The organism is Lacimonas salitolerans (assembly GCF_042677865.1).
Taxonomy (GTDB): domain Bacteria; phylum Pseudomonadota; class Alphaproteobacteria; order Rhodobacterales; family Rhodobacteraceae; genus Lutimaribacter; species Lutimaribacter salitolerans.
In genome coordinates, this window is sequence record NZ_JBHUDD010000008.1 from 1 (window position 1) to 20441 (window position 20441).

The 20441-nt window shown below is 65.5% G+C and carries 23 protein-coding genes; 8 read left to right on the top strand and 15 right to left on the bottom strand.

The features are described 5' to 3' along the window. Nucleotides 1–189 precede the first annotated feature (189 nt). Nucleotides 190–1185 (top strand): P1 family peptidase, encoded by a 996-nt coding sequence (locus ACFTOW_RS01405; protein ID WP_379912329.1) that lies wholly within the window; start codon nt 190–192, stop codon nt 1183–1185. 4 nt (nt 1186–1189) lie between these two features. Here the strand turns inward: ACFTOW_RS01405 and ACFTOW_RS01410 are convergent, their stop codons facing one another. Continuing rightward, entirely contained in the window at nt 1190–1981 is a 792-nt protein-coding gene (locus tag ACFTOW_RS01410) for an alpha/beta hydrolase (RefSeq protein ID WP_379912331.1), read from the bottom strand. Between the two features lie 101 nt (nt 1982–2082). Between ACFTOW_RS01410 and ACFTOW_RS01415 the strand changes: the two genes are divergently transcribed. Next, nucleotides 2083–3564 carry an NAD-dependent succinate-semialdehyde dehydrogenase gene (locus ACFTOW_RS01415; protein ID WP_379912333.1) on the top strand — a complete coding sequence of 494 codons (1482 nt, stop codon included), beginning with the start codon at nt 2083–2085 and terminating at the stop codon, nt 3562–3564. Between the two features lie 409 nt (nt 3565–3973). Next, nucleotides 3974–5203: an META domain-containing protein gene (locus tag ACFTOW_RS01420; protein ID WP_379912335.1), complete on the top strand. Its 1230-nt coding sequence runs from the start codon at nt 3974–3976 to the stop codon at nt 5201–5203. A gap of 64 nt (nt 5204–5267) precedes the next feature. Here the strand turns inward: ACFTOW_RS01420 and ACFTOW_RS01425 are convergent, their stop codons facing one another. The 6 genes from ACFTOW_RS01425 to ACFTOW_RS01450 form a co-directional block, all read right to left on the bottom strand. Further along, the gene (locus tag ACFTOW_RS01425) at nt 5268–5741 is read right to left on the bottom strand and encodes an Hsp20 family protein (protein ID WP_379912337.1); all 474 of its coding nucleotides are present in this window, start codon (nt 5739–5741) and stop codon (nt 5268–5270) included. A 148-nt stretch (nt 5742–5889) separates the two neighbouring features. Further along, on the bottom strand, nt 5890–6726 hold the full coding sequence (locus ACFTOW_RS01430) for a trypsin-like serine peptidase (protein WP_379912339.1): 837 nt from the start codon (nt 6724–6726) through the stop codon (nt 5890–5892). Beyond that, entirely contained in the window at nt 6723–7499 is a 777-nt protein-coding gene (locus ACFTOW_RS01435) for a trypsin-like serine peptidase (RefSeq protein ID WP_379912341.1), read from the bottom strand. The genes ACFTOW_RS01430 and ACFTOW_RS01435 overlap by 4 nt, the downstream gene beginning before the upstream one ends. An 87-nt stretch (nt 7500–7586) precedes the next feature. Continuing rightward, nucleotides 7587–8909 carry a glycolate oxidase subunit GlcF gene (glcF, locus tag ACFTOW_RS01440; RefSeq protein WP_379912343.1) on the bottom strand — a complete coding sequence of 441 codons (1323 nt, stop codon included), beginning with the start codon at nt 8907–8909 and terminating at the stop codon, nt 7587–7589. After that, the gene (locus tag ACFTOW_RS01445) at nt 8909–10033 is read right to left on the bottom strand and encodes an FAD-binding protein (RefSeq protein WP_379912345.1); all 1125 of its coding nucleotides are present in this window, start codon (nt 10031–10033) and stop codon (nt 8909–8911) included. Before ACFTOW_RS01445 ends, glcF begins: the two co-directional genes overlap by 1 nt. 89 nt (nt 10034–10122) lie before the next feature. Further along, nucleotides 10123–11556 (bottom strand): FAD-linked oxidase C-terminal domain-containing protein, encoded by a 1434-nt coding sequence (locus tag ACFTOW_RS01450; RefSeq protein WP_379912347.1) that lies wholly within the window; start codon nt 11554–11556, stop codon nt 10123–10125. 144 nt (nt 11557–11700) lie between these two features. Between ACFTOW_RS01450 and ACFTOW_RS01455 the strand changes: the two genes are divergently transcribed. Continuing rightward, nucleotides 11701–12420 (top strand): DUF599 domain-containing protein, encoded by a 720-nt coding sequence (locus ACFTOW_RS01455; RefSeq protein ID WP_379912349.1) that lies wholly within the window; start codon nt 11701–11703, stop codon nt 12418–12420. A gap of 51 nt (nt 12421–12471) precedes the next feature. Continuing rightward, nucleotides 12472–12837 carry a hypothetical protein gene (locus tag ACFTOW_RS01460; RefSeq protein ID WP_379912351.1) on the top strand — a complete coding sequence of 122 codons (366 nt, stop codon included), beginning with the start codon at nt 12472–12474 and terminating at the stop codon, nt 12835–12837. On the opposite strand, the gene ACFTOW_RS01465 is transcribed toward ACFTOW_RS01460, so the two are convergent. From ACFTOW_RS01465 to def (ACFTOW_RS01490), 6 genes are all read right to left on the bottom strand, one after another. Beyond that, nucleotides 12838–13086, bottom strand: coding sequence for a GlsB/YeaQ/YmgE family stress response membrane protein (locus tag ACFTOW_RS01465; protein ID WP_379912353.1), 249 nt, complete (start codon nt 13084–13086; stop codon nt 12838–12840). It lies immediately after the preceding gene. 11 nt (nt 13087–13097) lie between these two features. Beyond that, nucleotides 13098–13334, bottom strand: a complete 237-nt coding sequence (locus tag ACFTOW_RS01470) for a hypothetical protein (protein WP_379912355.1) — start codon at nt 13332–13334, stop codon at nt 13098–13100. A 4-nt stretch (nt 13335–13338) separates the two neighbouring features. Next, nucleotides 13339–14250, bottom strand: a complete 912-nt coding sequence (gene fmt, locus ACFTOW_RS01475; RefSeq protein WP_379912357.1) for a methionyl-tRNA formyltransferase — start codon at nt 14248–14250, stop codon at nt 13339–13341. A gap of 88 nt (nt 14251–14338) precedes the next feature. Further along, a complete protein-coding gene (def, locus tag ACFTOW_RS01480) occupies nt 14339–14836 on the bottom strand; it encodes a peptide deformylase (RefSeq protein WP_379912359.1) in 498 nt (165 codons plus the stop codon). Continuing rightward, nucleotides 14833–15324 carry a peptide deformylase gene (gene def, locus ACFTOW_RS01485; protein ID WP_379912361.1) on the bottom strand — a complete coding sequence of 164 codons (492 nt, stop codon included), beginning with the start codon at nt 15322–15324 and terminating at the stop codon, nt 14833–14835. Before def (ACFTOW_RS01485) ends, def (ACFTOW_RS01480) begins: the two co-directional genes overlap by 4 nt. Then, a complete protein-coding gene (def, locus tag ACFTOW_RS01490) occupies nt 15321–15839 on the bottom strand; it encodes a peptide deformylase (RefSeq protein WP_379912363.1) in 519 nt (172 codons plus the stop codon). The genes def (ACFTOW_RS01485) and def (ACFTOW_RS01490) overlap by 4 nt, the downstream gene beginning before the upstream one ends. Nucleotides 15840–16098: 259 nt before the next feature. Here def (ACFTOW_RS01490) and ACFTOW_RS01495 point away from each other — a divergent pair, with 259 nt between their 5' ends. Next, on the top strand, nt 16099–17268 hold the full coding sequence (locus ACFTOW_RS01495) for a MalY/PatB family protein (protein ID WP_379912365.1): 1170 nt from the start codon (nt 16099–16101) through the stop codon (nt 17266–17268). 60 nt (nt 17269–17328) lie between these two features. Here ACFTOW_RS01495 and ACFTOW_RS01500 read toward each other — a convergent pair whose 3' ends face one another. Both ACFTOW_RS01500 and ACFTOW_RS01505 read right to left on the bottom strand, forming a co-directional pair. Continuing rightward, nucleotides 17329–17769 carry a DsrE family protein gene (locus ACFTOW_RS01500; RefSeq protein WP_379912367.1) on the bottom strand — a complete coding sequence of 147 codons (441 nt, stop codon included), beginning with the start codon at nt 17767–17769 and terminating at the stop codon, nt 17329–17331. Nucleotides 17770–17829: 60 nt separating this feature from the next. Continuing rightward, nucleotides 17830–18279 carry a nucleoside deaminase gene (locus ACFTOW_RS01505; RefSeq protein WP_379912369.1) on the bottom strand — a complete coding sequence of 150 codons (450 nt, stop codon included), beginning with the start codon at nt 18277–18279 and terminating at the stop codon, nt 17830–17832. Between the two features lie 62 nt (nt 18280–18341). Between ACFTOW_RS01505 and ACFTOW_RS01510 the strand changes: the two genes are divergently transcribed. Further along, the gene (locus ACFTOW_RS01510) at nt 18342–19382 is read left to right on the top strand and encodes a pseudouridine synthase (RefSeq protein WP_379912371.1); all 1041 of its coding nucleotides are present in this window, start codon (nt 18342–18344) and stop codon (nt 19380–19382) included. 166 nt (nt 19383–19548) lie between these two features. Next, nucleotides 19549–20430 carry a 5-bromo-4-chloroindolyl phosphate hydrolysis family protein gene (locus tag ACFTOW_RS01515; RefSeq protein WP_379912373.1) on the top strand — a complete coding sequence of 294 codons (882 nt, stop codon included), beginning with the start codon at nt 19549–19551 and terminating at the stop codon, nt 20428–20430. The last annotated feature ends 11 nt before the right edge of the window (nt 20431–20441 follow it).

Sequence of the window (20441 nt, forward strand, 5' to 3'; positions counted from 1 at the left end):
AAGCGCGCAGGCTGGGATGACACCTTCCTGCGCTCGATTCTCACAAACATAGCAATGGCTTAATGCCAAAAGCGATTGCCCTGGACCCCCCCCCGCCCGCCCCCCTTTCGGCCTGTGCATGACTGGTGCATAGGATGTGCATGGTTTGTGCGTGCCGATCTCGGCACCAAAACAGCGAAAGGACACCGCATGACCGCCACGACCGGAGCCCGCAACCTGATCACCGATGTGCCCGGCCTGTTGGTCGGCAATGCGCAGGATGCGAGGGTGAAATCCGGCGTGACGGTGCTGACCGCAGACCACCCTTTTGTGTGTGGAATCAACGTGATGGGTGGCGCCCCGGGGTCGCGCGAAACCGAATTGCTGGCCCCCGACAAGACCGTGGCGCAGGTCGATGCGCTGGTGCTCTCGGGCGGGTCCGCGCTGGGGCTGGACGCATGCTCGGGCGTGGCAAACGCGATGCGCGCACAGGGTCGCGGATTTCGCGTAGGTGTTTGGAATATCACGATAATTCCGGGCGCCATCATCTTTGACATGGGCAATGGCGGCAATAAGGACTGGCCCGAAAACCCCTTTGCCGCCATGGGCGCACAGGCCCTTGCCGCCGCCGCGCAGACCTTCGATCTGGGCACAATCGGCGCAGGCACCGGAGCGACCACAGCCACCCTGAAAGGCGGGCTGGGATCAGCCTCCATCACGCTACCTTCTAGTCATACGGTGGGCGCATTGGTTGTGGTCAACGCGCTGGGGTCCGCCACGGTCGGGGATGGTTCGCATTTCTGGGCAGCACCCTTTGAAATCGGCAATGAATTCGGGGGGTTGGGCGTGGCGTCGGACTATCCCGAAACCCATGTGCCCAAGACCAAACTGGCCGCCCACATGAACACCACGATCGGGATCGTGGCCACCGATGCCACGCTGGACAAGGGCCAGTGCACCCGTCTGGCCACCGCCGCGCAGGATGGTTACGCCCGCGCGCTGGTGCCGTCCCATACGCCGATGGACGGCGATCTGATCTTTGCGCTATCCACCGCCGACAAGCCGCTGGGCCATCCCATCGCCGACACGCTTACGCTGGGCCACGCGGCAGCCACCTGCATGGCCCGCGCCATCGCCCGCGCGGTGTTTGCCGCCAGCGCCGCCCCGGATGACACGCTGCCCACTTGGGCCGGGCGCTTTGGCTAAGGCTTTACGACAGAAGGGTTTTCACCATCTCGCTATCGCCATCGGCCAGCCCGTCGATCACATCGAAGTGGTGCTTTCCAGCGTCCACAACATGCGCGCAGCCCCAGGCATCGGCCAGCCAGCGCGCCTGATCCAGAAACGCGGGACGTTCGTCACCGCCCACCCAGGCTGTCACCGGCAACCCCGCGATCGGGCGTTGCAACACCGGGCTTTCCGCCTCGGCCGCCGCCATGTCCATGCCGAATTGCGCGTTCATCGAGGTTTGCAAAAGCGGCCGCAGATCCGCCACGGGCGAGATCGGCATGACATGCGCCAACCGCCCCGCCACCGCATCGGGCAGCACCCCGGGCACGGCCATGCGCGCCACCAGATGCCCGCCCGCCGAATGCCCGGCCAGCCGCACAGGCCCCGCCACCATCTGCGCCGCCACCGCGCAGAACCGCGCGATCTGCCCGGTGATCTGCGCGATCGTCACATCCGGGGCCAGATCATAGGACGGCATCGCAACGGCCCAGCCGTGGTGCAGCATCCCGCCCGCCAGATGCGACCAGACCGATTTGTCGAACCGCAGCCAGTAGCCGCCATGCACAAAGGCAAACAGCCCCTTGGGCGTCTCGCGCGGGACGAACAGGTCGAACCGCTGCCGCGCGCTGTCACCATAGGGGATGCCCAGCTCGGCCAGCCCCTGCTCGATCATGCCCTCGCGAAACCCGGCGGCGCGGCGCTCCCAGGCTTCGGGAAAGGTATCCGCCCCCGGGATATACGCCGCATTGGCATAGGCATCGTCCAGTTCCATCCTGCGCTCCTTGACCTGGCACTTCGTCACGGCTGTGTCTGGACAAGCCTAGCGCAGAGTGCTTTGCCTGTCCCATACCGAAATTCTACGGAGGGGACCACATGGCCAACACCAAAACAGATCTGAAATCGCTGCTCAAAGACCCCAGCCTTCTGGCGCCAAAAGCCTATGGCAACGGCACATGGATGGATGGTGACGGCGGCGCAACGTTCGACGTGTCCAACCCCGCACGCGGCGACGTGATCGCGCAGGTGGCGGACCTGAGCCGCGCGCAGGTGGCCGATGTGATCGACGCCGCATACAAAGCACAAAAGGACTGGGCCGCCTGGACCGGCAAGGAGCGCGCCGCCGTGATGCGCAAGTGGTTCGACCTGATGATGGAGAATGCCGACGATCTGGCCACGATCCTGACCGCCGAACAGGGCAAGCCCCATGCCGAGGCCAAGGGCGAAATCGCCTATGGCGCGTCCTTCATCGAGTTTTTCGGCGAAGAGGCCAAGCGCGTTTATGGCGAGACAATCCCCGGCCACCAACGTGACAAGCGCATCACCGTGATCAAGCAGCCCATCGGTGTGGCTGCCAGCATCACGCCGTGGAATTTCCCCAACGCGATGATCACCCGCAAGGCCGGGCCGGCGCTGGCGGCGGGCTGCGCCTTTGTCGGGCGTCCGGCGGCGGAAACGCCCCTGTCGGCCACGGCGATGGGCGTGCTGGCCGAACGCGCGGGCATCCCGGCGGGCGTGTTCAACATCGTCACCTCGTCGCGCAGCAGCGAGATCGGCAAGGAGTTCTGCGAGAACCCCAAGGTGCGCAAGCTGACCTTTACCGGCAGCACCGAGGTCGGGCGCATCCTGCTGAAACAGGCCGCCGACCAGGTGATGAAATGCAGCATGGAGCTGGGCGGCAACGCGCCCTTCATCGTGTTCGACGATGCCGATCTGGATGCCGCCGTCGAAGGCGCGATCCTGTGCAAGTTCCGTAACAACGGCCAGACCTGCGTATGTGCCAACCGGATCTATGTGCAGGCGGGCGTTTACGATGCCTTTGCCGAAAAGCTGGCCGCCCGCGTGACCCAGTTGAAGATGGGCGACGGGCTGGAACCCGGCAGCGAACTGGGCCCGCTGATCAACACCGACGCGATCACCAAGGTGCAGGAACACGTGGCCGATGCCGTGTCCAAGGGGGCCAAGGTGATCCTTGGCGGCGGCGAGCCGCAGCAGGGGCCGGGCAATTTCCTGCCCCCCACCATCGTCACCGGCGCGACGCAGGAGATGCTGTTCGCCACAGATGAAACCTTTGGCCCGCTGGCGCCGCTGTTCAGGTTCGACGATGTCGAGGATGTGATCGAGATGGCCAATGACACGATTTTCGGTCTGGCCAGCTATTTCTATGCCAAGGACCTGAGCCGGGTCTACAAGGTGGCCGAGGCGCTGGAATACGGCATCGTCGGCGTGAACACCGGCATCATCTCGACCGAGGTCGCGCCCTTTGGCGGGGTCAAGCAATCGGGCCTTGGCCGCGAGGGCAGCCACCACGGGATCGAGGATTACCTTGAGATGAAGTACATCTGCATGTCGGTCTGACCGGATTCAGGGGCGGGGCGCAGACCCCCGCCCCTGCTGTCCTGCGACCAGCGGTTTTCAGATTGAGCGCCTTCGGCGCGCATTTTGTCTCGGCTCCGGCCTTCGGCCTTTGCCTCGGGCGGCCTCCGGCGGGAGTTTAGGGGCAAGATGAAGCAGGACCGACAGACCCTGTCGAACGGGTGTGCCCACAACAGACATTCCGACTGCATGCATCGTGCACGCCGCTTTTCCTGCGCCCGGCGTGGCTTGCCGACAGATCGGACAGGGGCATGGCGGGCCCTTGTGCCAGACCCGATGACCAGCCGGATGATCAGGCTGATGTGTCTGACATAATGCGTGAAGCCGACAAAATCAGGTTGTCATACCGCCTTGTCCCCTGTCATCCTTGCGGCGGAAACGGAGGTGCGACATGCGCTTTACCCTCTCATGGATCGCGACCCTGTTGCTTGGGGCGGCACCGGGACTGGCCGGTGATGACATGCGCGCCGTTGGAGGGCAGTTGACCTATGCCCAGCGGGTCGCCCTGCCCGCCGGTGCCAAGGTCGAGGTTACGGCGACCGGGCTGTTTGACACGACCCTTGGCACCGCCCAGTTCAAGACCAAGGGTCGGCAGGTGCCGATCACGTTTGACATGAACGTTCCCTCGGGCGTGTCGGGCCGGATCACCGTGGTGATCCGGGCAGATGAGCGGCCCTGGTGGATTGCGCAGGGGATCGCGTTTGGTGCGGGCAAGACGCCAGTCGATCTGGGCGAGATCGGGCTGGAGCCGTTCACGCCGCTGGCCTTTGCCATAAGGTACGACTGTGGTGGCACCCTGGTCGAGGCCGGCCTGGCAGAGGATATGGTGATCCTGCGCACCGACGGGCGCGATGTCGTGCTGGAACAGGTGCCTGCCGCCTCGGGGGCGCGATACGCCGCGACCGATGACAGCGGCACCGAGTTCTGGTCGCGCGGTGACAGCGCGCTGGTCATGGTCGAAGGAGTCGAGCTGCCCGAATGCCACCGTCAGGTGCCGGGACTGGCCCCCTATCGCGCGGGCGGCAACGAACCGGGCTGGTCGGTCGTGCTGACCCCGCAGACCGCCGAGATCACCGCCGATTACGGGGCGATCACCCACAGCGTCGAGCGGCCAAAGCCGACTGTTTCGAACGGTGCTTATCTGTTCGACATGCCGCAAGTCGGGGCGGAATTCCGCATAGCCGAGACACTGTGCCATGATGATGCGACCGGCATGCCCCATCCACACAGCGCGCGACTGATCCTGGACGGAGCTGAAATGTCGGGATGCGGCGGCGACCCGGCCAGCCTGCTGACCGGCGCGGATTGGCAGATCGAGGATATCGCGGGCAACGGCATCGTCGACAGCGCGCAGATCACCATCGCGTTTTCGCCTGACGGGCGGATCGCGGGAACCACCGGCTGCAACAGCTTTACCGGCGGCTATACCCTGACCGGCGAAGGGCTGAGTCTGCAACCCGCAGGCGTTACCATGATGGCCTGCCCCGAGGCGTTGATGGCGCAGGAAGGCCAGATGCTGGACGCCCTTGCGCAGGTCTGGCGCTTTGATCTGGATGACAGCGGGGCATTGCTGCTGATCGGCGGGGCAGAGGATGGCCCGCTGCTGACCGCGCGGCGCTGATACGCAAAACGCCCCGGCGGTCGTGCCGGGGCGCATCGTGACGTGCAGGATCAGGCCTGCGGGATCAGTTCACTGCCTTGGCATCCACGACTTCGGTGTCGCGCGCGGGCGTGCTGTCGCTGGAAATGGCGATCCGGCGGGGCTTCAGAGCCTCGGGGATCACGCGTTCCAGCGCGATATGCAGCATCCCGTCGGCATGGCTGGCCCCGGTCACGCGCACGTGGTCGGCCAGATGGAACCGGCGCTCAAAAGCGCGGGTGGCGATGCCGCGATGCAGGTAGGTGCGACTGTCATCCTCGTCCGCCTTGCGGGCGGTGACGATCAGCGCGTTCTCACGCACCTCGACCGCCAGGTCGTCGGCGGCAAAGCCGGCCACGGCAATCGAGATCTGATAGGCGTTGTCGCCGATCTTTTCGATGTTGTAGGGCGGATAGGTCTGCTGGCCCACGTCATTGGCAAAGGCGCGGTCCATCAGGTCGGCGATCTGGTCGAAACCGACCGTCGCACGATAGAGCGGTGCAAGATCAAAGTTGCGCATCGGGTTATCCTCCGTAAAGCGATACCAGTGTGTTGGCCTTCCCATCGGGACAGGCCGTGTGACGCCGGACCCCGTTTTCGGCGATCCGACAGTGGGAAAGATGGGCAAGGTTTCGAGGCGTTTCAAGACCTGCAAAGAGCCGAAATGATCACCCGCCGGGGCGCACGAATTTCGCACCTGTTCCGTTGAAGCCGTCACCCACCTTGATGCTGCGCGCGCCTCCGTTGGCTGTGCCGGTCAGGCTGCGGCTGGGCAGCGCACGCAACTGGCGTTTGAGATCATCAACCACCTGCGCCAGTTCCATCCCGTAGGAGCGTTTCTCGCGTCCTTCGGTCATTCCGGCAGACACCAGCGACAGGATGCGCGCGCGGTTGCCGTCTTTCATGAACACAGGCGCCCCCGAAGAGCCGTATGTCACATCGCAGTCAAAGGCCATCAGCCCGTCGCGACGGTCCAGCAGGCCACAGGCGCGCTGCCACGACGGGGCCTCGGACCGGCCCTGACCGTAGGACACGACACTGACCTGCCCTTGCCGTGCGCTGCCGGTGAAGATCGCAAAGGGCGCTGCCGTCATCGCCGGGATCGTGCGCGACAATTGCAGCAGCGCCGCATCGTGCCGGATGTTGTCGACATTGGTACCTGTGCGCGGATCGTAGCGATCATGCGCCACCGCGCGCAGCACGCCTGCGTCCGCCACCGACTGGCCGTCGCGGTAGCCTGCGCGAAAGGTGATGCCGCGCGCGTCCCGCATCTTGCCCGTCGCCCTGTCATAGACGCAATGCGCCGCCGTCAGCACCAGATCGGGCGCGATCAGCACGCCGGTGCACATGGCAGTGCCCAGATCGATGCGCCCCACGGCCTCCCATCCCAGCAGATCGCCCCGGCGCGACAGCCGGTCCAGACCCGACGCGGCAGTCTGCGCCTGCGCCGCAACCCCGGTCAGCACCAGGATGGCGCACAGGATATGGCCCAGCCGCCGGATCATGGCCGCACGAATTTGGCACCGCCGGGCGAGGCTCGCGACGGCGCGCCATCATCGGCGCGCAGGAACACCCCGTTGCCCGTCGCCATCACCGCGCGCAACTCGGCCAACGGCAACGTCAGGTCGGTGCCCAGCGCCACGGGCTTGCCGCGCATGACCGCCTTGGCCGACACCACCGATACGATCCGTACGGTGCCGTCCTGAAAACTGAAGATCGGCGCGCCGCTGGATCCGAAATCAACGTCGCACGAGGTCACAAGCACCCCGCTGTCCGTGCCGATCACGCTGCAGATTTCCTGCAGCGAAGGCGCATCAGCCCGGTCATGGGCGTAGGAGACGATGCCCACGTCGCCCGTCGGGCTGCGTCCGCTCAAGGTTGCAAAGGGTTTCACCGATGTGGTGCGGATCGGCTGATCCAGTTGCACCAGCGCCAGATCATTGCGCACCCGGTCTGTGGCCAGACGCCCGCCATAGACATAGGCGGGATGCACCACCGCGCGCTTCACACGACGATAGGCCTCGGCGCGGCCATGGCGCCAGCCGGCGCGAAACCCGATGCCCTCGGGCGGCACACGGGCGCCACTCTCCTTGTCGTACAGGCAATGCGCCGCCGTCAGCACCAAATCCTCGGCGATCAGCGCGCCGGTGCAGAACCCGTGGCCTTCGATGTCCAGACGGCCCACCGCCTCCCACCCCTTGCCCTGATCGCCGGTGTCGAGACGCAACAGCGCCGAGTCACCTGCGCCCGCCTGCGTCGCCAGCCCGAAAATCAACATGCAAAACAGGTATTGCCGGAGCATGGTACGCCTATCTGTTGGGATCGCCTTATGGGTAGGTCGCAATTGGGGCGAAAATTTGGCGCGTCACCGTAGCTTGGGGATTTCCGGGGCGCGCTTGCCCCGGGTCAGCATGGCCGGTGGCACCGGCCCGCCAGTCGCCCAGTCCAGCAATTCGACCGTATGCACGATGGGCACATCCGTGCCACCGCCGATCTGCATCATGCAGCCGATGTTGCCCGCCGCGATCACATCGGGGTTCCTGGCCTCCAGCGTTTTCACCTTGCGGTCTTTAAGTTGCGCTGAAATCTTTGGCTGCATCAGGTTGTAGGTGCCTGCACTGCCACAGCACAGGTGGCTATCGGCGGGTTCGACCACGGTGAACCCTGCGCGTTTCAGCAGATCCTTGGGAAAGGTCTTGATCTGCTGGCCGTGTTGCAGGCTGCATGCGGCGTGATAGGCCACGGTCATCGGGCTGGCCGTTCCCTCGGGCAGGTCCAGCCGCATCAGCACCTCGCTGACATCCATGGCGATCGCGCTGACCCGCGCGGCCTCCCCGGCCAGCGCCCCTTGCCGGAACATATGCCCGTAATCCTTGACCGTGGTGCCGCATCCGCTGGTGTTGATCACGATGGCGTCCAGCCCCTGCCCGTCCATCTCGGCCACCCATGCACGGATGTTTTTCGCCGCCGTGGCGTGGCTTTCATCGGTCTTGCCCATGTGATGGGTCAGCGCCCCGCAGCACCCCGCGCCATCGGCCACCACCACCTCACACCCCAGACGGGTCAGCAGGCGGATGGTGGCGTCGTTGATATCGGTGTTCAGCGCCTTTTGCGCGCAGCCCGTCATCAGCGCCACGCGCATCTTCCGCTCCGCTGCCGGAGCAAAGGTCTGCGGGTCGTCGTTGCGTGAAACCGGCGGGATCTGTTTCGGCGCCATCGACAGCATCGCGCGCAGCCGCGCATCGGGGATCAGCGGGGCAAACGGCTTGCCGATCTTGGCCAGCAGCAGCGCCACGCGAAACCGCATCGGATAGGGCAGGATACGCGCCAGCACCCATCGCAGCGTGCGGTCATGCCAGGGGCGGTCATAATGCTGCTCGATATACTCGCGCGCGTGATCGACCAGATGCATGTAATGCACGCCGCTGGGGCAGGTCGTCATGCAGGCCAGGCAGGACAGGCAGCGGTCGATATGCTGCACCGTCTTTTCATCGGGCTTGCGCCGGTTCTCCAGCATGTCCTTGATCAGGTAGATGCGCCCGCGCGGGCTGTCCAGCTCGTCGCCCAGCACCTGATAGGTCGGGCAGGTCGCGGTGCAAAAGCCGCAATGCACGCAGGCGCGCAGGATCTCGTTGGAGCGTGCAGTGCCCGGATCGCGCAACTGCTCTTCGGTGAAATGCGTCTGCATCAGCCCATCATCCCCGGATTCAGAATACCGCGCGGATCGAACCTTGCCCGCAACCCTGCCGACAGCGCCGCCACAGGGGCCGGTTCGGGCTGGAACACCGACACCGCGTCGCGCAACCCGGCATCGCCCTTGATCAGCGTCACATGCCCGCCGGTCCGCGCCACCTTGGCGCGCAGCGCGTCATGGGTGGCCTGCGCCTCGCCCGCCGCCTGCCCGATCCACAGCAGCCCGCCGCCCCAGTCCATCTGCACCGTCAGCCCCTCCAGCCCCTCCAGAAACCCCGGTGCTTCGCTGGCCTTCAGCGACACGCGCCAGACCGCAGCGCAATCGCGCAACGCGACCACATCGCGTATGTCCCGCCACAGATCGCCCGAGGCCGCGTCGCCCATAACCTCGGCCTCGCCAAAACGCGAAAGCACGCCCTGCAACCGCTCGGCCCGATAGGCAACCGAGGCCGCCATCCCTTCGATCCGCAGCACAGTCCGCCCCTCCAGATGCGCCGCCCCCGACACTTCGAACGGCGACCCCAGCGCCGCCCCCATCGCCGCCACAGTGCCGCCCGCATCCAGATCGCACAGGACCAGCGTCGCCTGCGTCTCGGGCACCGGCAGCACCTTGAAGCTCACCTCGCTCAGGACGCCCAGCGTGCCCCAAGACCCCGCCATCAGCTTGACCAGATCATAGCCGGTGACGTTCTTCATCACCCGGCCACCGTTCTTCAGAACCCGCCCCGTGCCATCGACAAACCGCACGCCCAGCAGTGCATCGCGGCAGGCACCCACATGGCTCACACGGCGCGGCCCGCTGACATTGCCCGCCACAACGCCGCCAATCGTGGGCACCCCTTCGGTGCCCAGCAGCGTGCGGTGATCCATCGGCTCGAACGCCAGCCGCTGCCCCTCGGCGGTCAGCGCCGCCTCGATCTCGGCCATCGGCGTGCCGGCCTGCGCCACCAGTGTCAACGCGCCGGGCTCATAGGCCACGATCCCCGCCAGCCCCGCCAGCGACAGCCGCTCGCCCGCCCCCGGGTTGCCGACGGGCCGCGTGCCGCCGCCGATGATCCGCAACGGCCCGGTCGCCCCGGCCACGATCGCGGCCAGGTCGGCCTCTGTCTTGGGTGTCATCATCTTCATCTTGCCAGGTAAACTCTCGGGGGGTGAATTGGCCGCAAGGCCAAGAGGGGGGCAGACAGCCCCCCTTTCTTGCGCACGGGTCACGCCGCACGCCGCCCTTCTGACGCCGCCAGCGGAAACACCTTGGCCGGGTTCAGCAGCCAGCCCGGATCGAACACATCCTTCACCGCCATCTGGATATCCAGATCGTCGGGCGCGAACTGATCCACCATCAGGTCGCGTTTCTCGATGCCCACTCCGTGCTCGCCGGTCAGGCAGCCGCCGACCTCGACGCACAGGCGCAGGATGTCCGCGCCCATCGCCTCGCATTTCTCCAGCTCACCCGGAGTATTGGCGTTGTACAGGATCAACGGGTGCATGTTGCCATCACCGGCGTGGAACACATTGCCCACGTCCAATCCATACTGCGCCGACAGCTCGCCGATCCGGCGCAGCACATAGGGCAGTTGGCTGACCGGAATGGTCCCGTCCAGACACATGTAATCGTTGATCTGCCCCATCGCGCCAAAGGCCGATTTGCGGCCCAGCCAGATGCGCTTGGCCTGATCCTCATCCGCCGCCTCGCGCAGCTCGACCGGGTTGTGCCGCCGCGCGATGTCGGTGATCAGCGCCAGTTGCGCGTCGATTTCCGCGTCAGAGCCTTCGACCTCGACGATCAGCAGCGCCTCGCAATCTGGATATCCCGCCTTGGCAAAGGCCTCGGTGGCGCGGATGCAGGGGCGGTCCATGAATTCGATCGCCACCGGCAGCACGCCCGCCTTGATGATGTCGGACACGACCTGCCCGGCCACCTCGTTGCTGTCATAGCCCATCAGCACGGGCCGCGCGCCTTCGGGCTTTGGCAGGATGCGCAGCGTCGCTTCGGTCACGACGCCCAACTGCCCCTCCGAGCCGCAGACCAGTCCCAGCAGGTCATACCCGCCTGCGTCCATATGCGCGCCGCCCAGTTCGATCACGGTGCCGTCCATCATCACCATGGTCACGCCCAGCAGGTTGTTGGTGGTCACGCCGTACTTCAGGCAATGCGCCCCGCCCGAGTTCATCGCGATATTGCCCGCGATCGCACAGGCCAGTTGCGACGACGGATCGGGCGCGTAAAAGAACCCGTCCGCCTCGACCGCGCCGGTCACGCTCAGGTTGGTGCGCCCTGCCTGCACCCGGATGGTGCGATTGGCATAGTCGGTGTCCAGCACCGCGTTCATCCGCGCCACACCCAGGATCACGCAATCGGCAGTCGGCAGCGCCCCCCCGGCCAGCGATGTGCCCGCCCCGCGCGGCACCACGGGCACGCCCATCTCGTGGCAGATGCGCAACACCTCGGCGACCTCGTCGGTGCTGGATGGCAGAACCGCGCACAGCGGCTGGCAGCGATAGGCGGTCAGCGCATCGCATTCATAAGCGCGCGTTTCGACGGTTTCATGGATCACCGCCTCGGCGGGCAGGACGCGCAACAAGCGTTTCACCAGCGCCGGTTTCAGACCAAGTATCGCGTCGTTCGGGGCTGGCATTTCCATGGCTGTCTCCTCCAACCGGGCAATTGGTCAGATTTCTAGACCAATTGCGGGATTCGCACAAGCCACCCGCATGCGACCTTGCGCCAGCCCCCGCAAATCGGCAGGACATATGTGACCACGGATCAAAAGGGGCGACCGCGACCGATGAGCGACATGCTCGACCTTCTTGGCCTGTTCGCCGTACTGGACATGATCGCGGTCGCCGCGCTCATCACGGGCTGGCTGGCCATCGGCTGGATCATCGAACATCCGCCTGCAAGCCGCCCCTCGGTGTCCCGGCTGATGGCGCGCTATCGCCGCGACTGGATGCATGTGATGATCACCCGCCAGCCGCGCATCTTCGATGCGCAGGCGCTTGGCACGCTGCGGCAGGGCACCTCGTTCTTTGCCTCGGCCACGATGATCGCCACCGGCGGCGCGCTGGCCCTGATCGGCAATGCCGAGCAGTTGCAGGGGTTGGCGCAGGATCTGACCCTCGATACCGACCCGCGCATCGTGTGGGAGGTCAAGCTGCTGCTGACGATCTTTTTTCTGGCCAATGCCTTTCTGAAATTCGTCTGGTCGCACCGGCTGTTCGGCTACTGCCTCGTGCTGATGGCATCGGTCCCGAATGACCCCGAGGATCCGCAGGCGATCCCGCGCGCCGATCAGGCGGCCGAGATCAACATCACTGCCGTGCGCGGCTTCAACCGCGGGCTGCGCGCGATCTATTTCGCGCTTGGCTCGACCGCCTGGATGCTGGGCGCGGTGCCGCTGCTGCTGGCCACGGCGGTCACCCTTGGCGTGCTGTGGCGGCGCGAGTTCGCATCGCAATCGCGCGCGGTGCTGCTGCGCGACACGTTCCCGACCGACACACCAACGTGATGGTGCATTAACGTGATGGTGCATTCCGGCCCCGACTTGGTAAGCAGGTGCATGATCCGATTCCTTTTACCCTTGGTCCTTGCCCTTGCCGCCCCATCGGCGCAGGCAGATCCCCCCGTGATAGAACAGGCCGAGGCCAGCCGCAGCGGCATGGGCTGGCGGTTCGATGTCACCCTGCGCCACCCTGATACCGGCTGGGATCACTATGCCGACGCGTGGGAGGTTCTGACCCCCGACGGCACCCGCCTTGGCATCCGCAAGCTGATGCACCCGCATGAGACGGAACAACCGTTCACCCGGTCCCTGTCGAGCGTGATGGTGCCCGATGGTCTGCGCAAGGTGGTGATCCGTGCGCGCTGTTCGGTCGATGGCTGGTCGGATCAGACGGTTACCCTGTCGCTCAGCCCCGGGGGCTGATCACCTCTTCTTGTTCCTGGCCACATAGGTCTGCCAAAGCCAGATCAGCAGCAACGCGCCCAACACGGCCCCGATCAGCCCGCCGAAGATGCCAAGGATCGCCAGCGCGAACTGCAGCACAATCCCGCCCACCAGCGCCCCCGCGATGCCGATGGCAACGGTGGTCAGGATGTCCACCTCGATCCGCATCAGCCGCGTGGCCAGAAATCCCGCCGCCGCGCCGATGATGACCAGAAAAACAACGCTCATGCTCGCACTCCCTATCTGCGCCAATGGGTCGGCACGATGATCAGCGCCCCGATCGACGACAGGATCGCATCCACACCTGCACTGCCGAATTTCAGCCCGAACATGATCCGCACGAAATAGAACAGGAACGCACCGCCCACACAGATGATGATGGATTGCAGGTAACCGTTGTGTGTAAACCCGGTCTTTTCGGCCAGATACCCCACGATGCCTGCGATCACCACCGTGCCCATCAGCGTCGGAAACATCGCCTCACTCTCCCAGTCTGGTGCCCTCAGGCACGGCCATTCCGCGCAGGGCTTCGCCCGCATCCTGCGCCGACCGGCCCGCCCGCTGCAGCCGCGTGATCTGCACCGCGCCGTCCCCGCAGGCGATGCGCAGCGCGTCATCCAGCGCCACGCCCGCGTCACCCTGACCGGGCACCAGCCGGCTGGCAAGGCATTTTACCCGCTCTCCGGCGATCAGCGTCCAGGCCCCGGGAAAGGGCGACAGCCCGCGGATCTGCCGGTCAACCTGATGGGCCGGCAAACCCCAGTCGATCACCGCCTCGGCCTTGTCGATCTTGGCGGCATAGGTCACGCCTTCCTCGGGCTGCGCCTCCGGCACCAGCCCGTCGAGCCGCGCCAGCGCGTCAACGATCAGCCGCGCACCCATCACGCTCAACCGGTCATGCAACGCGCCCGTCGTCTCCTCGGCCCCGATCGCCGTGGCCTCGCGCAGCAGCACCGGCCCGGTGTCCAGCCCCGCCTCCATCTGCATGATGCAGATGCCGGTTTCCGCATCCCCCGCCAGGATCGCGCGATGGATCGGCGCCGCCCCGCGCCAGCGCGGCAGCAACGAGGCATGGATATTCAGACACCCCCGCGAGGGCGCGTCAAGCACCGCCTGCGGCAGGATCAGGCCATAGGCCACCACCACCGCCACCTCGGCATCCCATGCGGCAAACTCCGCCTGCGCCTCCGCCCCTTTCAGGCTGACGGGATCGCGCACTTCAAGACCCAGCTCCAGCGCACGAGCATGCACCGGCGTGGGCCGGTCCTTCTTGCCCCGCCCCGCAGGGCGCGGCGGCTGGCAATAGACCGCCGCCACCTCGTGCCCCGCCTGCACCAGCGCATCCAGCACCGGCACCGAAAAAGCGGGCGTCCCCATGAAGATCACGCGCATCGGTGTTTCCTCTCTCCGCAAATATCCCGGGGAGCGCGAGGGGCTGGCCCCTCGCTCCCGCAGGACGCCACAGGTGCGCCGCGCGCGGTCATCGCCCCCCCTTGCGGGCCTTGCGCAGCAGCATGTCACGTTTCATCTTGCTCAGCCGGTCGAAATACATCCGGCCGTCCAGATGATCGATCTGATGCTGCACCGAAGTCGCCCACAGGCCCACGAAATCGCGCTCTTCCACCGCACCATCAGCGTTCAGAAACCGCACCGTCACGGCGCGCGGGCGGCTGATGCGGGCATGCACACCCGGCAGGTTTGGGCTGGCCTCGTCATGGTCGCGCAGCTGCACGCTGGCGTGCAGGATCTCGGGGTTGGCCATGCGCACCACCTGCCCGCGCGCCTCGCTGGCATCCACAACCGCCAGCCGCAGCATCACACCGATCTGCGGCGCGGCCAGACCAACGCCGGGCATCGCCTCCATCGTGTCGATCATGTCGGTCCAGATCGCGCGTATCTCATCTGTGATCCCGGCAACCTCGGCGACTGGGGTGCGCAGCCGCTTGTCCGGCCAGGGGATGCAGGGCCGTACCGTCACGCCAGATACTCCGCCTCCAGCGCGGCGCGGGTCTGCGCATCCAGCCGGTCAAAGGTCACGCGCCCGTCCAGATGGTCGAATTCGTGCTGGGCGCAGCGCGCCTCGAACCCGTCGAACCGCTGCTCCTGCACCGTGCCAGTCAGGTCGGTCCAGCGCAGCACGATCCACTCGGGCCGCGAGACCGCAGCCAGCACGCCGGGGATCGACAGGCACCCCTCGTCGCCCGTGGAAGCCTGATCCGACGCTTCGATGATCTGCGGGTTGATGCAGACCACCGGCGTCATGTCGCCGTCTTTCCAGCCGCAATCCATCACGAACAGCCGCTTCATCACCCCCACCTGCGGCGCGGCCAGCCCCCGGCCAAGCGCATCATACATGGTCTCGAACATATCCGTGACCAGTTGTTCGACATCTTCACCCGATGCCACCGGATCGCAGGTCTGCGACAGCCGCGGATCGGGCCAGCGCAGGATCTCCAGCAGGCTCATGCCCGCGCCTTTTCACGCTTGAGCTTGACCATCTTGCGGGTGATCATCTGCCGTCGCAGCGGCTTGAGGTAATCGATGAACAGCTTGCCATCCAGATGGTCGATCTCGTGCTGTACGCAGGTCGCCCAGAGGCCCGCGAAATCCTCTTGCTGTTCGGTGCCATTGCGGTCGATCCAGCGCACAGTCACCTCGGCGGGGCGGGTCACCTCGGCATACTGGTCGGGGATCGACAGGCAGCCTTCTTCGTAAACATTGGTGTCATCCGAACTGGCGATCACTTCGGGGTTGAACATGATCAGCGGGCGGGGGGCCTCGGTCTCGTCCTTGACGCAATCCAGCACGATCAGACGCTCGGTCACGCCGACCTGTGGCGCGGCGAGGCCGATGCCCGGCGCGTCATACATGGTTTCCAGCATGTCATCGGCCAGCACGCGCAGCCCGTCCGACAGGTCGGTCACGGGCGCGCACAGCTTTTTCAACCGCGGGTCGGGGTGGATCAGGATCGGCCTTTTCATGGCAGCGGATTTAGGCCAAGACCCATGGGCGTGCAATGGGCCATTGTTTCACGGCTTTCCGCAGCATGCGGCACGAACCCAGCAAACTTTCCCGAATTTTCATGAAAATTCGGAAAATTTTCCTATATTGGAAAATTACTTCAGAACATACCTCCAATTCCTGCAAATTAATCAGAATAATTCCCCGAAGCTGCAGCCGCCCTACCCGTCCAGCGCGCCTGTGGCTACTCTAGCCCCAATCGCGTACCAGGAGACAGGCATGAATTTCGACCAGCGAATTGACCGCATCGGCACACATTCGGTGAAATGGGACATGATGGAGCAGATCTATGGCGTGCCCGCCGATGAGGGCATCCCCATGTGGGTGGCCGACATGGATTTCGCTGCCCCCGATTGCATCCAGAACGCGGTGCAGAAGATGCGCGATCATGGCGTCTATGGTTACTACGGCGACGACGCGGCCTATCGCGCGGCGATCTGCTGGTGGATGGACACGCGCCACGGTTGGACGGTCGATCCGGCGGCGATCTTTACCACCCACGGTCTGGTCAACGGCACGGCGATGTGCGTGGACACCTTCACGCAGCCCGGCGATGGCGTGGTGCTTACCACACCAGTCTACCACGCATTTGCCAAGGTCATCAAAGCCAACAACCGCCGGGTGATCGAATGCGACCTGACCAACACTGACGGTCTCTATGAGATGGATTTCGACGCCTGGGATGCGCAGATGGACGGCTCGGCGCGGATGTTCATCCTGTGCTCGCCGCACAACCCCGGCGGCCGCGTCTGGACCAGGGCGGAACTGGAGGGCGTGGCCGATTTCTGCCGCCGTCACGACCTGATCCTTGTGTCAGACGAGATCCATCACGATCTGGTCTATCCCGGCCAGAGCCATACGCCGATGGCCCTGATCGACGGCGTCGCCGACCGGCTGGTGATGATGACCGCCACCACCAAGACCTTCAACATTGCGGGCAGCCATGCGGGCAACGTTATCATCCCCGATCCGGTCCTGCGCCAGAAATTCGCCGACCGCATGATGGGGCTGGGCCTGTCGCCCAACTCGTTCGGGCTGTTCATGGCCGAGGCCGCGTATTCCCCCGAAGGTGCTGCATGGGTCGATGCGCTGATGGACTATCTGGATGGCAACCGGAAACTCTGGGATGCGGGCGTGAACGCCATACCGGGGCTGACATCCATGCCGCTTGAGGCAACGTATCTGGCCTGGGTCGATTTCTCGGGCACCGGCATGTCGCGCGAGGAGTTTACCGCCCGCGTCGAGAAACAGGCGCGCATCGCCGTCAACCACGGCACGACATTCGGTTCGGGTGGCAAGAATTTCCTGCGCTTCAACCTCGCAACGCCCCGCGCGCTGGTGGTCGAGGCGGTGGAACGGTTGCAGGCGGCATTCTCCGATCTGCAATAACCCGATCACACACTCGTTTATGGGGCCCCGGACACCGATCCGGGGCCACCCCGCCCCCGGTCAGGGCCGCAGATACGCGTAGCCATCGTATTGAAGCTCCATCAGCCGCACCGCACCCGACGGCACCTCGACCGCCTCTGACACCAGCGGCACATCGGTCTGCATCTTCTGCTGCATCGCCTGCACCGTGTTCAGGCAGACCGAGAAGGTGATGTTGTCCATTTCCAGCGACATGATCGAAATGCGGTCTTTCACCGGCGAGGTGTCCTGACGCAGCATATGCACGCCGGGACCATAGGTGACGATCTCGATCACCACCTCCTGTCCCAACCCCTCGTAGTGCTTGGCGATGTTTGCGGCGTTGTTCAGCGCCATGTTCATGGTCTGGACGTTGTCCTCGTCCACATGGATCGCCACCTTCGCGGATGGTTCTGCAAAGGCCAGGGTTGCCGACAGGCTCAGAACGGCGGCAAGCGCCGTGGCGCGGGTCTTGAATGTCATGTTGGTATCCTCCCTTGACCGCGCGATGAAACCCATCATCGCATGCGAATGCAAGAATGTTCAGCGCCTCTGCGCGAAGAACGCTTTCAGCAGCGCCTCGGCCTCGGCCCCTGAGATGCCGTCATAGACCTCGGGGGCATGATGGCATTGCGGATGCGAAAACACCCGCGCGCCATGGGTCACGCCACCCGATTTGGGATCGCCCGCGCCAAAATACAGCCGCCCGATCCGGGCAAATGAAATCGCCGCCGCGCACATCGGGCAAGGCTCCAGCGTGACATACAGATCATGGCCCGGCAGCCGTTCCTGACCCAGCGCGGCACAGGCGGCGCGGATCGCCAGAACCTCGGCATGGGCGGTGGGGTCGTGCAATTCGCGTGTGCGGTTGCCCGCCTGTGCCACCACGCGGCCATCCGGGGCCACGACGACCGCGCCCACCGGCACCTCGCCGCGATCCCCGGCGGCGCGCGCCTGATCCAGCGCCGCCTGCATATGGCTGACAAACTCCATCCCGTGCAGATGCCCTGCAATCCACGCTTTCGCAAGTCCGCGGATTGCGGCATATACCGGCCATGACAGACACACCCAAACAGGGCGATCGCATCGCCAAGGTCATTGCCCGCGCGGGCGTCGCCAGCCGCCGCGAGGCCGAGCGCCTGATCGAGGTCGGCCGCGTCAGCGTGAATGGCAAGACCATCGACAGCCCGGCGCTGAATGTCACGCCACGCGACCGCGTCGTTGTGGACGGCAAACCGCTGGCCGCCCCCGAGCCGCCGCGCGTCTGGCTGTATCACAAGCCCACCGGGCTGGTCAGCACCAACAGCGACGAACAGGGGCGCGAGACCATTTTCGATGCCCTGCCCCCCGAATTGCCACGGGTGATGAGCGTGGGGCGGCTTGACCTGAATTCGGAAGGGTTGCTGTTGCTGACCAACGATGGCGGGGTCAAGCGCAAGCTGGAACTGCCCAGCACCGGCTGGCTGCGCCGCTACCGGGTCCGCGTCAACGGCCGGGTGGACGAGGCGATGCTGGAGCCACTGCGAAAGGGCATCGTGGCCGATGGCGAGCGGTTTCAGCCGATGGAGGTCACGCTGGACCGCCAGCAAGGCGCAAACGCCTGGCTGACCATCGGTATCCGCGAGGGCAAGAACCGCGAAATCCGCCGCGCAATGGAAGAGGTCGGGCTGAACGTCAACCGCCTGATTCGCGTCTCATACGGGCCGTTTCAGTTGGGCAACCTGGCGCGCGGCGCGGTCGAAGAGGTCCGGCGCAAGATCCTGCGCGATCAGCTTGGCCTGACCTCTGCCGAGATGGGCGATGATCCGGCGGAAAAACCCGCAGGCAAGACCGTGCGCCGCCCTGCGCGCGGCCCGGCCAAGCCGACGCAAGGCGCTGTGCGGGCCGGTGGGCCCGGCCCCGCGGGCAAAGGTGCGGGCGGCAAGACCCCCGGCCCTCGCAATGCCGGTGCCGGCGCGCCGCCGCGCGGCAAAACCGGCGGCCCTGCAGACAAGCGCCCTGGCACAGGGCCGCGCGGCAAATCTCCGGGCGGCGGCGCAGGGACTGTCGCCAAAGACCCCCGCCCAGCCCCCAAGGGCGGCAAAACCCGCCGGTAATGGTCCCGCTGCCATCTTCCCCCTAGCAAGCAGGCCGTCGATCCCCTAGCTTTTGCATGAGCTTTTTCCAAGGGGGGCGCATGTCGGGGACCGGATTGCAGAAACTGTCCTATGTTCTGCTTGTCACATTGATGCTCTATGTCGCCCTCGCAGGGGGAGGTTAGGCATGGCACAGCGGTACGGCGGCAAGTACAGCCCCGGTGGCGAGAACGGCAACGATCCGGCCACCCCCGGCCCTTATCACGGGGCCAAGGCCAGCCGTGCGGGCGCGCGGGTCAATCTGCTGTTCGTGTTCCCGCTGCCGCTGATCTGGCAGGCTTTCACCTCTGATCCCGTGCAGATGGCGCAGTATCTGGTGGCGCTGGGGCTGCTGATGCTCGCCGCATGGATGACCCGCGAGGGCGTTCTGGCGCACGAGGCATATGACGCCCGCAAGGTCGCCCGCCGCCCCGGTGTGCCGCGCAAGATCTTCGGCTCGGTCCTGACCGGGCTTGGCCTGGGCGTGGCGGGGTTTGCGGGCTTCGGCCCGCTTGAGGCGGCGATCTTCACCGTTCTGGGCACCGTGCTGCACAGCCTGTCCTTCGGGCTTGATCCGCTGGCGGACAAGGGGATGGAGGGCATCGACCAGTTCCAGACCGAGCGTGTGGCCCGCGCCGTGGACGAGGCCGAGGCATACCTGGCCGCCATGACCGACGCCATCCGGCGCGCGGGCGATCGCGGCGTGCTGGACCGGCTGACCCGGTTTCAGGCCGTCGTGCGCGAGATGCTGCGCACGGTCGAGGATGATCCGCGCGACCTGACCGCCGCGCGCAGGTTCATGGGCGTCTACCTGATGGGGGCACGCGATGCCTCGGTCAAGTTTGCGGACATCTATGTGCGCAACAAGAGCGCAAAGGCGAAATCCGATTACCTGATGCTGCTGACCGACCTGGAGGAACAGTTCAACGCCAAGACGCGGCGTCTGCTGCTGGACGATCACAGCGACCTGACCATTGAAATCGACGTGCTGCGCGACCGTTTGCAGCGCGAAGGCGTGCGGACCGAGTAACCGCGAATTTT

What these genes read in the sequence shown, in the direction of transcription:
- ACFTOW_RS01405 (WP_379912329.1), top strand. Translation starts at nt 190, where the DNA reads ATGACCGCCACGACCGGAGCCCGCAACCTGATCACCGATGTGCCCGGC.
- ACFTOW_RS01410 (WP_379912331.1), bottom strand. Translation starts at nt 1,981, where the DNA reads ATGGAACTGGACGATGCCTATGCCAATGCGGCGTATATCCCGGGGGCG.
- ACFTOW_RS01415 (WP_379912333.1), top strand. Translation starts at nt 2,083, where the DNA reads ATGGCCAACACCAAAACAGATCTGAAATCGCTGCTCAAAGACCCCAGC.
- ACFTOW_RS01420 (WP_379912335.1), top strand. Translation starts at nt 3,974, where the DNA reads ATGCGCTTTACCCTCTCATGGATCGCGACCCTGTTGCTTGGGGCGGCA.
- ACFTOW_RS01425 (WP_379912337.1), bottom strand. Translation starts at nt 5,741, where the DNA reads ATGCGCAACTTTGATCTTGCACCGCTCTATCGTGCGACGGTCGGTTTC.
- ACFTOW_RS01430 (WP_379912339.1), bottom strand. Translation starts at nt 6,726, where the DNA reads ATGATCCGGCGGCTGGGCCATATCCTGTGCGCCATCCTGGTGCTGACC.
- ACFTOW_RS01435 (WP_379912341.1), bottom strand. Translation starts at nt 7,499, where the DNA reads ATGTTGATTTTCGGGCTGGCGACGCAGGCGGGCGCAGGTGACTCGGCG.
- glcF (WP_379912343.1), bottom strand. Translation starts at nt 8,909, where the DNA reads ATGCAGACGCATTTCACCGAAGAGCAGTTGCGCGATCCGGGCACTGCA.
- ACFTOW_RS01445 (WP_379912345.1), bottom strand. Translation starts at nt 10,033, where the DNA reads ATGACACCCAAGACAGAGGCCGACCTGGCCGCGATCGTGGCCGGGGCG.
- ACFTOW_RS01450 (WP_379912347.1), bottom strand. Translation starts at nt 11,556, where the DNA reads ATGGAAATGCCAGCCCCGAACGACGCGATACTTGGTCTGAAACCGGCG.
- ACFTOW_RS01455 (WP_379912349.1), top strand. Translation starts at nt 11,701, where the DNA reads ATGAGCGACATGCTCGACCTTCTTGGCCTGTTCGCCGTACTGGACATG.
- ACFTOW_RS01460 (WP_379912351.1), top strand. Translation starts at nt 12,472, where the DNA reads ATGATCCGATTCCTTTTACCCTTGGTCCTTGCCCTTGCCGCCCCATCG.
- ACFTOW_RS01465 (WP_379912353.1), bottom strand. Translation starts at nt 13,086, where the DNA reads ATGAGCGTTGTTTTTCTGGTCATCATCGGCGCGGCGGCGGGATTTCTG.
- ACFTOW_RS01470 (WP_379912355.1), bottom strand. Translation starts at nt 13,334, where the DNA reads ATGTTTCCGACGCTGATGGGCACGGTGGTGATCGCAGGCATCGTGGGG.
- fmt (WP_379912357.1), bottom strand. Translation starts at nt 14,250, where the DNA reads ATGCGCGTGATCTTCATGGGGACGCCCGCTTTTTCGGTGCCGGTGCTG.
- def (WP_379912361.1), bottom strand. Translation starts at nt 15,324, where the DNA reads ATGAGCCTGCTGGAGATCCTGCGCTGGCCCGATCCGCGGCTGTCGCAG.
- def (WP_379912363.1), bottom strand. Translation starts at nt 15,839, where the DNA reads ATGAAAAGGCCGATCCTGATCCACCCCGACCCGCGGTTGAAAAAGCTG.
- ACFTOW_RS01495 (WP_379912365.1), top strand. Translation starts at nt 16,099, where the DNA reads ATGAATTTCGACCAGCGAATTGACCGCATCGGCACACATTCGGTGAAA.
- ACFTOW_RS01500 (WP_379912367.1), bottom strand. Translation starts at nt 17,769, where the DNA reads ATGACATTCAAGACCCGCGCCACGGCGCTTGCCGCCGTTCTGAGCCTG.
- ACFTOW_RS01505 (WP_379912369.1), bottom strand. Translation starts at nt 18,279, where the DNA reads ATGGAGTTTGTCAGCCATATGCAGGCGGCGCTGGATCAGGCGCGCGCC.
- ACFTOW_RS01510 (WP_379912371.1), top strand. Translation starts at nt 18,342, where the DNA reads ATGACAGACACACCCAAACAGGGCGATCGCATCGCCAAGGTCATTGCC.
- ACFTOW_RS01515 (WP_379912373.1), top strand. Translation starts at nt 19,549, where the DNA reads ATGGCACAGCGGTACGGCGGCAAGTACAGCCCCGGTGGCGAGAACGGC.